The sequence below is a fragment of the Qipengyuania aurantiaca genome (genome assembly GCF_019711375.1).
Taxonomy (GTDB): Bacteria; Pseudomonadota; Alphaproteobacteria; order Sphingomonadales; family Sphingomonadaceae; genus Qipengyuania; species Qipengyuania aurantiaca.
This window is the reverse complement of sequence record NZ_CP081295.1, coordinates 2,545,004-2,558,454: the sequence shown is the minus strand read 5'-3', so window position 1 is coordinate 2,558,454 and position 13,451 is coordinate 2,545,004. Positions and strand designations below refer to the sequence as shown.

Below are 13,451 nucleotides of genomic sequence, written 5' to 3'. Positions count from 1 at the left end.
CCGGCCCCTATCAAGGGAATAGACGCGAAGATGCCAAAACGCGCTCTTCTGGATCACCGGCCCTACCTCCTGCTGAGCCTGCTGTTCGGCATTTCGTACTTCTTCGTCATGGACGGAAAGGTCGGTGGCAGCTGGCTCGCCCTGTGGAAGGGGGCCGGGGTCGGCTTCCTTGCGGTTTACGCCGCCCATCGCGGACGGGGGCGAGACGGAGCGCTGATTGCCGTGGTCATGGCACTGGGCGCGCTTGCGGACGTGGTGCTGGAGTTCAGTTTCCTCGTCGGCGGAGCGATCTTTGCTGCCGGTCATCTCGTGGCGATCTGGCTCTACATGACCAACCGCCGGGCAGAGCCGACCGGGAGCCAGCTTGGCGCAGGCCTTGCGCTGCTCGTGTTCACGCCGGTCCTTGCCGGCATGATCACCTATCCGCTCGACAACTGGATCCTTGCAGCCCTCTACGCCACAATTGTCGGCACGATGGCGGCTGCGGCCTGGACGAGCCGTTTTCCCCGCTACCGTGTCGGGGTGGGTGCGGTGCTGTTCGTGGTGAGCGACCTTGTCATCTTCGCGCGTGAGGCCGGGCATATGTCGCGCGACATGGCCGAATGGCTGGTCTGGCCGCTCTATTACGGCGGCCAGTTCCTGATCGCGACCGGCGTCGTCCAGACCTTGCGCAAGGGCAAGGTCTGAACTGTTACCGGGAGGCTATCAGCCCCCCGGCTCGTCCTCGATGTTCTTGTCCGAATGCGCCGTGGTGTAGGGCTCGGTCTTGTTGAGGCCTCCGCGTGCGGCAATCTCGTCCTGCACCAGTTCCTCGGCCTCGTTTTCCGGTTCTTCGGTTTCGTCGATCAGCGCGGCGCCGACGATCTGTTCGCCCTTGGCCACGTTGAAGATGCGGACGCCCGAGGAACCGCGGCCGGAAATCGAGTATCCTTCGTGGTTCTCGAAACCGTTTTCGAGAAGGTAGCGGAAATTGATCGGGAGGCGGATCAGCTTCGCCTGGTCGGTGACCAGCATCAGCTGCGAACCATGCGTGACCGGGAAGCTGGCGACGACCGGACCGTTGCGATCGGGGTTGCTGCTCGGCTCGCCAATGTTCGTCAGGCCCATGCCACCGCGACCGATGGTGCGGTATTCATAAGCCGAGGAGATCTTGCCGTAACCGCGCGAGGTGAGCGTGAGGATGAACTCCTCGGCCTCGGCCATTTCCTCGACCTTTTCGGCATCGAGCGTGTGCTCGTTCTCATTGTTTTTCCATTCGGCCGCGCGCAGGTAAGCCTCGCGGACTTCGGTGTCGCGCTCGCCCGCATCGAGCACGGCCATCGAGACGACCTTCTGGCCTTCCTTCAGCTTCATGCCGCGCACGCCGATGCCGGTTCGGCTCTTGGTCTCGCGCGCATCGGTGGCGGAGAAACGGATCGCCTTGCCCGAATCCGAAGCAAGGAAGATTTCCTGGTCCTCGGTCAGAAGCTCGACGCCGATCAGTCGGTCGCCGCTGCCTTCGACAAAGCCCATGGCGTATTTGCCGTTGCTGGGCACATTGGTGAAGGCGTCCATCGAATTGCGGCGCACCATGCCCTGTTCGGTGGCGAAGACAATGTTGAGCTTGGCCCACTCGTTCTCGTCCTCGGGGAGGGAGAGAACGTTTGTCACCCGCTCGTCATCGCCCAAGGGCAGGAGGTTGACCATGGGGCGGCCCTTGGTCTGCGGCCCGCCTTCGGGCAACTTCCACACCTTCATACGGTAGACGCGGCCGGTATTCGTGAAGAATAGCACAGGGTTGTGCGTCGAAGTTACGAACATTTCGACGACGGCATCTTCGTCCTTCGTCGCCATGCCGCTGCGACCCTTGCCGCCGCGAGCCTGCGCCCGGAAGGCATCAAGCGGGGTGCGCTTGATGTAGCCGCCGTGAGTGACGGTCACGACCATTTCCTCGCGCTCGATCAGGTCTTCGTCATCGATACCGTCCCATGCAGGTGCGATTTCGGAGACGCGCGGCGTGGCATAGGCCGCTTTGATTTCCTCCAGCTCGCCGCGCATCACGCCGTAGAGCTTCACGCGGTCGGCGAGGATCGAGAGATATTCCTCGATCGAGAGCGAGAGTTCCTTGAGCTCGTCACCGATCTCGTCCCGGCCAAGCGCGGTCAGGCGGTGCAGGCGCAGGTCGAGGATCGCCTTTACCTGGCGTTCCGACAAGCGATAGGTGCCGCCGGTCTGCTCGTCGCTCGGCTCGATGGCTTCGACCAGCGCGATATACTGCGCGATGTCGCCGATGGGCCATTCCTTGGCGAGGAGGCGGGCGCGCGCTTCGGCAGGCGTGGGCGCGCCGCGGATCATGGCGACCACTTCGTCTAGGTTGGAAACCGCGACCACCAGGCCGAGCAAGATATGCGCCCGGTCGCGCGCCTTGTTCAGTTCGAACTTGGTGCGGCGGGTGATCACTTCCTCGCGGAAGGTGATGAAGGCCTGGATGAATTCGCGCAGCGTCAGGACTTCCGGGCGGCCGCCGCTGATGGCAAGCATATTGGCCGGAAAGCTCGACTGTGCAGGGGTGTAGCGCCAGATCTGGTTGAGCACGACTTCGGGCGAGGCATCGCGCTTCAAATCGACGACCACGCGCACGCCCTGCCGGCTGGATTCGTCGCGAATGTCCGAGATACCCTCGATCCGCTTGTCCTTGGCCGCTTCGGCGATCTTCTCGACGAGACCGCTCTTGCCGACCTGGAAGGGGATGGAGGTGAGGACGATCGACTTGCGATCGCCCCGCTTTTCCTCGATTTCGTGCCGCGCACGCATCAGGATCGAACCGCGGCCCGTGGTGTAGGCAGCGCGGGCGCCGGACTTGCCGAGGATGAGTGGTGCAGTCGGGAAATCGGGGCCCGGGATAATCTCGAACAGTTCCTCGTTCGTGATCGCCGGATTGTCCATATAGGCGAAGCAGCCATCGATCACTTCGCCAAGATTGTGCGGCGGGATGTTCGTGGCCATGCCGACCGCGATGCCGCCGGCTCCATTGACCAGCAGGTTCGGGAAGCGCGCCGGTAGAACCGTCGGCTCGCGGCGCGATCCGTCGTAGTTATCGGCGAAATCGACCGTATCCTTGTCGAGATCGTCGAGCAGCGAATTGGCAACGCGGGCAAGGCGCGCCTCGGTGTAGCGCATGGAAGCCGGCGGATCGGGGTCCATCGATCCGAAGTTCCCCTGACCGTCGATCAGGGGGACGCGCAACGACCAGTTTTGCGTCATGCGGGCAAGCGCATCGTAGATCGCGGCGTCGCCGTGGGGGTGGTAGTTACCCATCACGTCGCCGACGATCTTCGCGCTCTTGCGGAACGGACGCCCGGCGACGAAACCGCCTTCGTTGCTGGCATACAGGATACGGCGGTGCACCGGCTTCAGGCCATCGCGTACATCGGGCAGCGCACGGCTCACGATCACGCTCATTGCGTAATCGAGATAGCTCGTCTTCATCTCCTCGACGATGTCGATGCGGGTATGTTCTTCGCCGCCCGGAACGGGGGTATCGATCGTGTCGATGTCGTCAGCCAAAACTCGGGTAATCCATATGCTGTTTCTGACAGGTATTCAGACCGGTGAGCCTAGGCGAATTGCCCTCGGAGCGCCACCGATGGAGGGAACCAAAGCCGCTTCCTGCGCGCTTTTTCCACATATGGGTATCGCCTTGGCCCCATGGAACCCTGAACCGTGGGCCGTGGCCGTATTCAATCGCTGTTCACCGCGTTTCGCCTAGACAGTTTGCAATGAGAGCGCAGACGCGGCATTGGCCGCACGCATGAGTTGAATACACGCCCTGCGTGGCGCTTACCCCCCCTAATCCACTCTTGGGAGTTCACGAATGATCTTCACCCGCATCACCAAGGCTTCGCGCCCCGGTTCCTCGATCGCCATGGCGCTTGTCCTGGCCGCTACCGGTGCGCTTGGCGTAACCGCGCTCGAAGTTCCTGCCTTCGCAAAGCAGGACAAGGAAAAGGAGCGCAAGCCCGAATACTCGAAGGAGTTCGTTGCGGCCTATCAGCCGGTTGACGCCATTATCAAATCCGAGGCCCCGGATCTCCAGGCCGCCAAGGCTCTGATCCCCGCGCTCGTGGCGGCATCGTCCAGCCCGGACGAAAAGCGCGCCACCGGCGGTATTATGCTCAACCTCGGTAACGACACGGACGATGCGGACATGCGCCTGAAGGGCATCGAACTGATGCTGGAAAGCGGCCTCGTCGATGCGACCCTCGAAGGCCAGCTGAGCTTTGCCGCCTATCAGGCCTACCGCGATCAGGACAATGTCGCCGCCGCCCGTGCCGCTCTCGAGCGCGCGATCGCTGCGAACTACACCTTCAACGCGACGATGACCGACGGCAGCCAGCGTTCGTTCGGCGCCGATCAGATGCACACCATGATCGCCGACCTCTATTTCGATCAGGGTAACTACGCAGAAGGCCTCGCCTATCTCGACAGCCAGATCGAGGCGCGTCAGACCGCTGGCGGCACGATCCCCGAGACCTGGATTCGCAAGGGCCTGTCGACGGCCTATGAGAATGGCATTAATGCCCAGACGCCGAAGTATGTCCGTCTGCTTGCCCAGAACTACCCTACTGACGTGGTGTGGGGCGACGCGGTGATCATCACCCTGAACGCCAACAACTACGCCAACCCCGAAGTGCTCGACCTGCTTCGCCTGTCGCGCCGCGCCAAGATCTACAACGATGCGCGCGTGCTGTCGGAATATGTCGAAGTGCTCGACCCGCGCCGCTATCCGGGCGAAGTCGTGGCGGTGATCGACGAAGGCAAGGCGCTGGGCGTGATTGACGCGACCGATCCGTACCTTGTGGAAACGCGCAAGGAAGCGGCGGGCCGTGTGGCCAGCGACAAGTCGGACCTGCCCAACCTCGCCGCCGATGCGCGTAAGCCGGGCGTAACCCTCAAGACGCTGGTCGTCGCGGGTGACACCTTCCTCAGCTACGACCAGCCGGCCGAAGCCGAAGAGTTTTACACCAAGGCGCTCGGCATGAGCGGGGTCGAGACTCCGATGGTTCTCACTCGTCTCGGTATCGCCCAGTACGACCAGGGCAAGTACGCCGAAGCGGTCGAAACCTTCGGCAAGGTCGAAGGCGCTCGACAGGACATCGCCAACCTCTGGGCCATCTACGCGGCCCAGAAGAGCGGCATATAAGCGAACAGGTTTTAGCCAATAGAAGCGGCGCGGGTCCTTGGCGGATCCGCGCCGTTTTGCTGTCTAACGAAGGCGTTTGACGTAGAGCCCGTTGTCGCGGCGTTCGACCTTGAACTGGTCCATGGCCTGGAACAGGTCCGACAGTCGCTTGAAGCCATAATTGCGCACGTCGAAGCTGGATCGGTTGCCGGCAAGACTGCCGACCTCACCCATTTGCGCGTAGCCATCCTCGTCGCGACTGGCTGCTTTCCACGCGGTGCCGAGCAATTCGACGAGCTCGTCGTCGATGGTCGACTTCTCCGCCTTGTCCCTCGACTTGGCAGGGGCCGGTTCGTCCGACGCGCCGGCGATCAGGGCGTCGATGTCGATGAAACGCGTGCAGGCGCTCTTGAAGGCGTCGGGTGTCTTGCTCTTGCTGCCGAAGCCGTAAACGATCAGCCCATCCTGCCGCAGGCGGGTGGCGAGGGGGGTGAAGTCGCTGTCCGAGCTCATGATCCCGAAGCCATCGACCTTGCCCTGGTAGAGCAGATCGATCGCGTCGATCGTCATGGCCATGTCGGTGGCGTTCTTGCCCGTCGTCATGTCGAATTGCTGGTAAGGCAGGATGCCGAATTTGTGGCTGTATTTATCCCAGCCCGACAGGTTTTTCTTCGTGAAATTGCCATAGGCCCGCTTGATGTTGACCTGGCCCAGCTCGGCCATGACGGTCAGCACCGGGTCGATCCCGCGCGGCGTCGTGTTATCCGCGTCGATCAGCAGGGCGATGTTTTTGAGTTCTTTTTCAGCCATGCGCGCTCACATGGGCGGCGCAGGCTGCAAGCGCAAGTCACTCCGCTGGCGAGAACTCATCGCTGTCGCGGTCGAGCAGGCGCAGGATGCCATCCGAAATTGCAAAATGCGCACCGCGCAACGCCAGCTCGCCGCTGGCCACCTTTTCGGAGACATAGGGGAAGGTCATGAGGTTGGTGAGGCTGACCTTCACCGCTTCCAGTTCCATCGCCAGTTCCGCCTCGCGGCCCGAGGTGCCGTATTTCGCGGCAATCGGTTCGCGTGCTTCGTCCAGCATGTCCACCCAGTGCGCCACGAAACCGCCTTCACCGATTTCGTTACCGTGGAGGTCCTGGGTCAGCGCCGCCTGACACCCGCCGCACAGGCCGTGGCCCATGACCACGATCTCGCGCACCTTGAGGAACTGCACCGCAAATTCGACGGCAGCCGAAACGCCGTGGCGACCGGGCGTGGTTTCGAAGGGCGGCACGAGCGCCGCGACATTGCGAACCACAAAGATTTCGCCCGGCGCGACATCGAGGATTTGCGCCGGATCGACGCGGCTGTCCGAACAGGAGATCACCATGACCTGCGGCGATTGGCCTTCGGCAAGCTGCTGCCACCGGGTCCGCTCTTCCTGCCACTCGGTGGCGCGGAAATTGCGATAGCCGTCGATCATCTGTTCGAATGTCTTCATGGCTCGTGCTGCTGCCCCGAAAGTGCAGGCGAGGCAAGCCCTCGAATCGTCCTTCGCGCACATAGCTATGCAAGGTTGCGGCAAACCGGCTTCGCGCCTAGATGGGCGGCGCAATGAACGATCTTTCCTCCACTCCGAAGCCGGACGGCGAACAGCCGAAGAAGCAGCGCAAGCCCGACTGGATCCGCGTCAAGGCGCCGGTCAGCAAGGGCTACCACGAGACGCGCAAGCTGATGCGCGACCTCTCGCTCAACACCGTGTGCGAGGAAGCGGCTTGTCCGAACATTGGCGAATGCTGGGACAAGAAGCACGCCACGGTGATGATCCTCGGCGATGTCTGCACCCGCGCCTGCGCCTTCTGTAACGTGAAGACCGGCATGCCGCGGATCGTCGATCCGATGGAGCCGGAGAATGTCGCTATCGCGGCGGGCCAGATGGGTTTGAACCACATCGTCATCACCTCGGTGGACCGCGACGATCTGCCCGATGGGGGCGCGGACCAGTTCGTGAAGGTGATCAAGGCCCTGCGCCGCGAGACGCCGGACACGACCATCGAGATCCTCACCCCCGATTTCCGCGGCAAGATGCGCGCGGCGGTCGAAAAGATCTGCGAAGCGGATCCGGACGTTTACAACCACAATCTCGAGACCGTGCCGCGTCTCTATCCGACGATCCGGCCCGGCGCGCGCTATTACGCCTCGCTGCGCCTGCTGGAAGAGGTGAAGAGCCACGATCCGCTGATCTTCACCAAGTCGGGCATCATGCTCGGCCTCGGCGAACAGCGCCTCGAAGTGCACCAGGTGATGGACGACATGCGCAGCGCGGACGTCGATTTCATCACCATGGGCCAGTATCTCCAGCCGACGCCGAAACACGCCAAGGTCGAGGATTTCGTTACGCCCAAGGCATTCGCGGCCTACGGTTCGATCGCGCGCGCGAAGGGCTTCCTGCAGGTCGCCTCAAGCCCGCTGACCCGTTCGAGCTATCACGCAGGCGACGATTTCGCCGTGATGAAGGCCGCGCGCGAAGAGCGGCTCGCGAAGGAGCGCGCGAGGCAGTCCGCCTGATGCCCGGCATTCGCGAGACGCGGCGCCTTCCCTACAGCTGCGAACAGATGTTCGATCTGGTCGCGGACGTGGCCAATTATCCCAAGTTCCTGCCATGGGTCGTCGCGACCCGCGTGCGCAGCGACAGTGAGACCGAAATGGTCGCTGACATGCTGGTCGGCTTCAAGGCGATCCGCGAGAAGTTCACCTCGCGTGTGGTCAAGAACCGTCCAGAGCATCTCGAAGTCTTTTACGTCGACGGGCCGCTCAAGGATCTCGACAACAACTGGAACTTCCGCTGTCTGCCCGATGGCGGCTGCGAGATCGATTTCTGCGTCGATTTCACCTTCCGCTCCAGCGTGTTCGAAGCGCTGGCGGGCCAGTATTTCGACCGCGCTTTCCGCAAGATGGTGGAAGCGTTCGAGAAGCGCGCGGACGAGTTGTACGGCCGCGAAAACGCCGCCGCCAACCTCTAGGGCATTAGCAGTTCGAGAGCGCAGACCGTCGCCTGCCGGCGAATATCGGCGCGCGAGGTCGGATCGAACTTCCTGAGTTCGCCTTCCGGTTCGCCTTCCTCTCCGCGTTTCACCCGCGCGAAGACCACCGTGCCGACGGGCTTCAATTTCGTCCCCCCGGTCGGCCCTGCCACCCCGCTGATCGCAATGGCGACGTCCGCTTCGCTCCGGGCAAGCGCTCCCTTGGCCATCGCCCAGGCGCAGGCGACCGAAACGGCGCCGAACGTCTCGATAATGTCGAGCGGGACGCCGAGCGTCTCCATTTTCGCTTCGTTCGAATAGGTAACGAAGCCGCGATCGAAGACGGCGGAGGATCCGGGAATCTCCGTCAGCGCAGCCGACACGAGGCCGCCCGTGCAGCTTTCCGCGATGGCGACCTTGCGGCCCTCGGCCATATTGGCCTCGATCACGCGGCGCGCGAGGTCCTCGATATCGTCGGGAAGAAGGGTTTCGAGCGTCATGCCCACCTCGATTGCGTCAGTCGCGGATCACCGTGGCGACGGCCTGCGCGGCAATTCCTTCGCCGCGTCCGGTAAAGCCGAGCCGTTCCGTGGTGGTCGCCTTCACCGATATGGCGCCGATGTCAACGCCGAGCAGTTTGGCGATCCGCGCGCGCATGGCCTCGCGGTGCGGCCCGATCTTGGGCGCTTCGCAGATAATCGTGAGATCGACATTGCCCGTGCGATAGCCCGCTTGGTCGACGAGTTTGGCGGCATGGGCAAGGAACCGGTCGCTGCTCGCGCCTTTCCATTGCGGATCGGACGGCGGGAAGTGGCTCCCGATATCGCCGTCGGCAATCGCGCCGAGCAGGGCATCGACAATGGCGTGGAGCGCGACATCGGCGTCGCTGTGACCGGCAAGGCCCTTGTCGTGATCGATCTTCACGCCGCCCAGCCAGAGTTCTTCGCCCACGGCGAGTTTGTGGACGTCGAAACCGCTGCCGATGCGGACGGGGGGTAGGTCGGACACGAAATCCTCCGCGAAAGTGAGTTTCTTCAGGCGTTCGTGGCCCTCGACTAGGGCAACCGCGCCGCCTGCTGCGCGAAGGACCTGCGCATCGTCTCCGGCATCGGGCTCGCCCTCCCACGCGCGGTGGGCGGCGAAGATGTCATCGAAGCGGAAGGCTTGCGGTGTCTGCACGCGGCGCAGTCTCTCGCGTTCGCCGCTTCCGGCCATCACGCCTCTCTCGTCTATCGCGAGGCTGTCGACGACGGGGAGGGTAGGGATGGCGCCGGGATGGTTGGCGAGCGCTTCGAGAAGTCGGGCGATGACCTCACGAGGCAAATCGGGGCGCGCGGCATCGTGGATCAGGACGCGCTCAGCTACTCCGATCTCGTAGAGCCCGTTGGCGACCGATCCCTGGCGGGTATCTCCGCCCACCACCATTTGCCACCCGTCGAGCCCTTCGAGAGCTATGGAGGTCGCGTCCTCGCCGCCATTGGGGATGACGACGACCAGCGGAGCGGCGCCCGCTTCCAGCAAGGCCTCGACCGAATGCCTCAGCACCGGCTTCCCCCGCCATAGGGCGTATTGCTTGGGCAACGGCTGGCCTGCGCGCAGCCCTTTGCCCGCGGCGACCACGATTGCGGCGAAGGAGGGAAGGGGGCTCTCGTCCTGCATAGCTATGTGCGCCGCTAGCGGCTTGAGGTTTTCGCTGCAACGCACTATGTGCCTGCCCAATATTTAGGCACACCAGCACTCATGAACGCAATCACCCAACCGCCGGCCCCGCCGAAGCCGATCCATATCGGCAATGTGGCCATCGACACGCCGGTCATCCTGGCGCCCATGACGGGCGTCACCGACTTGCCATTCCGTAAGCTGGTGCGCAAATACGGCTCTGGCCTCAACGTCACCGAGATGATCGCGAGCGAAGCGGCAATCCGCGAAACGCGCCAGTCGGTCCAGAAGGCAGCATGGGACCCCATCGAAGAGCCGGTGTCGATGCAGCTGGTCGGCTGCGACCCGTCGAGCATGGCGGAGGCCGCCAAGCTCCAGCAGGGCAATGGCGCCGATATCATCGACATCAATTTCGGCTGCCCGGTCCGCAAGGTTGTCGGCCAGCTCGCCGGCTCCGCCCTGATGCGCGAAGTGCCGCTGGCAACCAAGCTAATGGAAGCCACCGTCAAGGCGGTGGACGTGCCCGTGACGGTCAAGATGCGGATGGGCTGGGACCACGCCGATCTCAACGCGCCCGAACTTGCGCGCATTGCCGAGGATCTGGGCGTGAAGATGGTCACCGTTCACGGCCGCACGCGCAATCAGATGTACAAGGGAAGCGCCGACTGGGAATTCGTCCGCAAGGTGAAGGACGCGGTGAATATCCCCGTCATCGTCAACGGCGATATCTGCACCATCGACGATGCGGCCAAGGCGCTCGACCAGTCGGGCGCTGACGGGCTGATGATCGGACGCGGCGCTTACGGCAAGCCGTGGCTGCTGGCGCAGGTCATGCATTGGTGGCACACCGGGGAACGCCTCGAAAGTCCGAGTTTCGACGAGCAATACGAAGTGGTGGTGGAACACTACCGCGACATGCTCGAACTCTATGGCGAGCAGGTTGGCGTCAAGATCGCGCGCAAGCACCTCGGCTGGTACACCAAGGGAATGCACGGCTCGGCCGAGTTCCGTAACCGGGTGAACTTCATCGACGATACCGCTGAAGTCCTTGGGGAATTGGAGCGTTTCTACGAGCCGTTCCTGCGCAGGCGCGCCGCATGAGCGCCAGCCCGGGCGCACCCGATGCCGATGCGCAGATTTCCGGGCTGATTTTCGCCGTCCTCCTGCTCGATAGCGAGGATCGCATCCGGCAGGCCAATCCCGCGGCCGAGGAATTGCTGGGCCGCAGCGCCGGCCGACTGCTCGACGCGGAATTCGCGGATGTCGTCGGTATCGATGATGGTAGGCTTCGTGACAGCCTGCGCAATTTCGATGCGCAGGTGATCGCGCGCGGCATCGCCATCGAGGCGGGCCAGAAAGCGCGGCGGGTCAATTTCACCAGCTCCCCCATGCACACCCATCCGGGCTGGCGCGTGGTGACGCTGTCCGAAGTGGGGCAGGAAGGGAATGACGAGGATGGCGAGGAGCGCGTCGAATTGCGCGCCCCGGCGGTGCTCGCCCACGAGATCAAGAACCCGCTTTCGGCCATCCGCGGGGCGAGCCAGCTGCTCGCCCGCCGCGCCAGCGACAAGGACCGTCCACTTGCCCGCATGATCGAAGGCGAGGTGGACCGGATCGCCAAGCTAATCGACCGCATGCAGCAGCTTGGCAGCCGCAAACCGATCGAAACCGGCCCCTGCAATCTCCACGAAGCGATCCGCAACGCAATGGCGACCGTGCGCGCGGGCCGCGAGGACGGGTGCGAACTGGTCGAGGAATTCGACCCTTCGCTGCCCCCGGTCGAGGCAGACCAGGGCGCGCTGGAGCAGGTCCTCATTAACTTGCTCGCCAACGCCTGCGATGCCTGCGCTGACCTCGAGGGCGCGCAGGTTTCGGTGCGCACGCGTTTTGTGAGCGGGCTGGTTTTCTCGGCCATCCGTCTCGGCAAGGCAACGCGCCTGCCGATCGAAATCACCGTCACCGACCCCGGGCCGGGGCTTCCCAGCGATCTTCAGGACCACGTTTTCGAGCCTTTCGTATCGGGCAAGAAGCACGGACAGGGCCTCGGCCTAGCGCTGGTCCGCAAGCTGCTACGCGACATGGGCGGGCGCATCTCGCATGAACGCGATGCGCGCGCAGGCCTCACGCACTTCCGCATAAACCTACCCGTTGCCGACAGGGCGCCGTCATGAGCCACAAGATCCTGCTAGTCGAAGACGACCGCGCCATCGCCACCGTCATCACCGAAGCCCTGCGCGACGAGGGCTTCGAGCTGGAACATTGCACCAGCATCGCCCAGCGCGACGCGCTGCTCGCGAACGGCAGCTTCGCCGTGATGCTGACCGACATCATGCTGGAGGATGGCGACGGGCTGGACGGCATCGCCAGCGTTCACGCAGCGGCGCCCGACATGCCGGTGATCGTCCTTTCCGCGCAGAACACGCTCGACACCGCCGTGCGCGCCAGCGACAGCGACGCTTTTGAATATTTCCCCAAGCCCTTCGACCTCGACGAGTTGACGCAGGCTGTCCACCAGGCCGCCGCACGTTCGCCGAAACCGGCAGCGAGCGGCGAGGCAGAAGAGGGCGGCGAGCTGCCGCTGATCGGTCGCAGCCGCGCGATGCAGGACGTCTACCGCATGATCACGCGCGTCCTGCGCAACGACCTCACGGTCCTAGTCACCGGCGAGAGCGGGACGGGCAAGGAACTGGTGGCCGAGGCAATCCACCAGCTCGGCGCGCGCCGCACCGGTCCGTTCGTCGCAGTCAACATGGCGGCAATCCCGCACGAACTTCTCGAAAGCGAGCTGTTCGGCCACGAACGCGGAGCCTTCACCGGCGCGCATAGCCAGGCGATCGGCAAGTTCGAACAGGCCAACGGTGGCACGCTCTTCCTCGACGAGATCGGCGATATGCCTGCCGAAGCGCAGACCCGCCTGCTCCGCGCGCTCCAGTCGGGCCGGATCCGGCGCGTGGGAGGGCGGCAGGAAATCGCGGTCGATGTGCGCATTGTCGCGGCGACCAATCGCGATCTTGTGCCCATGATCGCCGACGGCCGGTTCCGCGAAGACCTTTATTACCGCCTCAATGTGGTGCCCATCCACCTGCCTCCGTTGCGCGAGAGGCGCGAAGATATCGGCGCTCTTACGCGCCACTTTCTCGCCCAGGCGCGCGACGAGGGGCTGCCGCAACACCGGATCGACGAGGCGGCGGTCGCGGCGCTTTCGTCCCACGACTGGCGCGGCAACGTCCGCGAATTGCGCAACGTCGTGTTCCGCCTCGCCCTCATGGCGCGCGACGAGCTGATCGGCGCGGATCTTGTCGGCGATATCCTGCCCACCACACCTTACCGGACGGAGGAAGGGCAGGGCTCGGCGATCGAGACGGCGCTTGACGATTGGTTGGCCGATGCACGGCCTGCGCCGGGCAATCTCTATCACGAGGCGCTGGCCGTATTCGAGAAGCCCCTGATCGAACACGCCTTGCGCGAAACGCAGGGTAACCAGCTGCGCGCTGCCCAGCTTCTCGGCATCAATCGCAATACGCTGCGCAAGAAGCTGGGAGAGCTTGCCATCCGGCCCGAGGACTTCGCCCGGCGGAGCTGAATGGCATTTCGTCGCTTTTATACTTGCAAAATTGCAACAG

The 13,451-nt window shown here is 63.7% G+C and carries 12 protein-coding genes; 7 read left to right on the top strand and 5 right to left on the bottom strand.

From position 1 onward, the window contains the following. The first annotated feature begins 30 nt into the window (after window positions 1-30). On the top strand, window positions 31-687 hold the full coding sequence (locus K3148_RS12455; RefSeq protein WP_221425082.1) for a lysoplasmalogenase family protein: 657 nt from the start codon (window positions 31-33) through the stop codon (window positions 685-687). 18 nt (window positions 688-705) lie between these two features. Here the strand turns inward: K3148_RS12455 and gyrA are convergent, their stop codons facing one another. Beyond that, a complete protein-coding gene (gyrA, locus tag K3148_RS12450) occupies window positions 706-3,546 on the bottom strand; it encodes a DNA gyrase subunit A (RefSeq protein WP_221425081.1) in 2,841 nt (946 codons plus the stop codon). 307 nt (window positions 3,547-3,853) lie between these two features. Between gyrA and K3148_RS12445 the strand changes: the two genes are divergently transcribed. After that, window positions 3,854-5,182: a hypothetical protein gene (locus K3148_RS12445; protein ID WP_221425080.1), complete on the top strand. Its 1,329-nt coding sequence runs from the start codon at window positions 3,854-3,856 to the stop codon at window positions 5,180-5,182. Between the two features lie 63 nt (window positions 5,183-5,245). Here K3148_RS12445 and K3148_RS12440 read toward each other — a convergent pair whose 3' ends face one another. Both K3148_RS12440 and K3148_RS12435 read right to left on the bottom strand, forming a co-directional pair. After that, window positions 5,246-5,971 carry an NYN domain-containing protein gene (locus K3148_RS12440; protein ID WP_221425079.1) on the bottom strand — a complete coding sequence of 242 codons (726 nt, stop codon included), beginning with the start codon at window positions 5,969-5,971 and terminating at the stop codon, window positions 5,246-5,248. A gap of 37 nt (window positions 5,972-6,008) precedes the next feature. After that, entirely contained in the window at window positions 6,009-6,647 is a 639-nt protein-coding gene (locus K3148_RS12435) for a carbonic anhydrase (RefSeq protein ID WP_221425078.1), read from the bottom strand. 113 nt (window positions 6,648-6,760) lie between these two features. Between K3148_RS12435 and lipA the strand changes: the two genes are divergently transcribed. Further along, window positions 6,761-7,714 carry a lipoyl synthase gene (gene lipA / locus K3148_RS12430; RefSeq protein ID WP_247711581.1) on the top strand — a complete coding sequence of 318 codons (954 nt, stop codon included), beginning with the start codon at window positions 6,761-6,763 and terminating at the stop codon, window positions 7,712-7,714. Next, the gene (locus K3148_RS12425) at window positions 7,714-8,169 is read left to right on the top strand and encodes a type II toxin-antitoxin system RatA family toxin (protein ID WP_221425076.1); all 456 of its coding nucleotides are present in this window, start codon (window positions 7,714-7,716) and stop codon (window positions 8,167-8,169) included. The genes lipA and K3148_RS12425 overlap by 1 nt, the downstream gene beginning before the upstream one ends. Here K3148_RS12425 and K3148_RS12420 read toward each other — a convergent pair. Continuing rightward, window positions 8,166-8,669 carry a CinA family protein gene (locus K3148_RS12420; protein ID WP_221425075.1) on the bottom strand — a complete coding sequence of 168 codons (504 nt, stop codon included), beginning with the start codon at window positions 8,667-8,669 and terminating at the stop codon, window positions 8,166-8,168. The genes K3148_RS12425 and K3148_RS12420 overlap by 4 nt on opposite strands. A 16-nt stretch (window positions 8,670-8,685) precedes the next feature. Next, entirely contained in the window at window positions 8,686-9,828 is a 1,143-nt protein-coding gene (locus tag K3148_RS12415; protein WP_221425074.1) for a bifunctional 2-C-methyl-D-erythritol 4-phosphate cytidylyltransferase/2-C-methyl-D-erythritol 2,4-cyclodiphosphate synthase, read from the bottom strand. A gap of 81 nt (window positions 9,829-9,909) precedes the next feature. Between K3148_RS12415 and dusB the strand changes: the two genes are divergently transcribed. The 3 genes from dusB to ntrC are packed head-to-tail and all read left to right on the top strand — an operon-like array spanning window position 9,910 to window position 13,411. Next, window positions 9,910-10,929, top strand: a complete 1,020-nt coding sequence (dusB, locus tag K3148_RS12410; protein WP_221425073.1) for a tRNA dihydrouridine synthase DusB — start codon at window positions 9,910-9,912, stop codon at window positions 10,927-10,929. Then, entirely contained in the window at window positions 10,926-11,999 is a 1,074-nt protein-coding gene (locus tag K3148_RS12405) for a two-component system sensor histidine kinase NtrB (RefSeq protein WP_221425072.1), read from the top strand. Before dusB ends, K3148_RS12405 begins: the two co-directional genes overlap by 4 nt. Continuing rightward, the gene (gene ntrC / locus K3148_RS12400) at window positions 11,996-13,411 is read left to right on the top strand and encodes a nitrogen regulation protein NR(I) (protein ID WP_221425071.1); all 1,416 of its coding nucleotides are present in this window, start codon (window positions 11,996-11,998) and stop codon (window positions 13,409-13,411) included. Before K3148_RS12405 ends, ntrC begins: the two co-directional genes overlap by 4 nt. Window positions 13,412-13,451 lie beyond the last annotated feature (40 nt).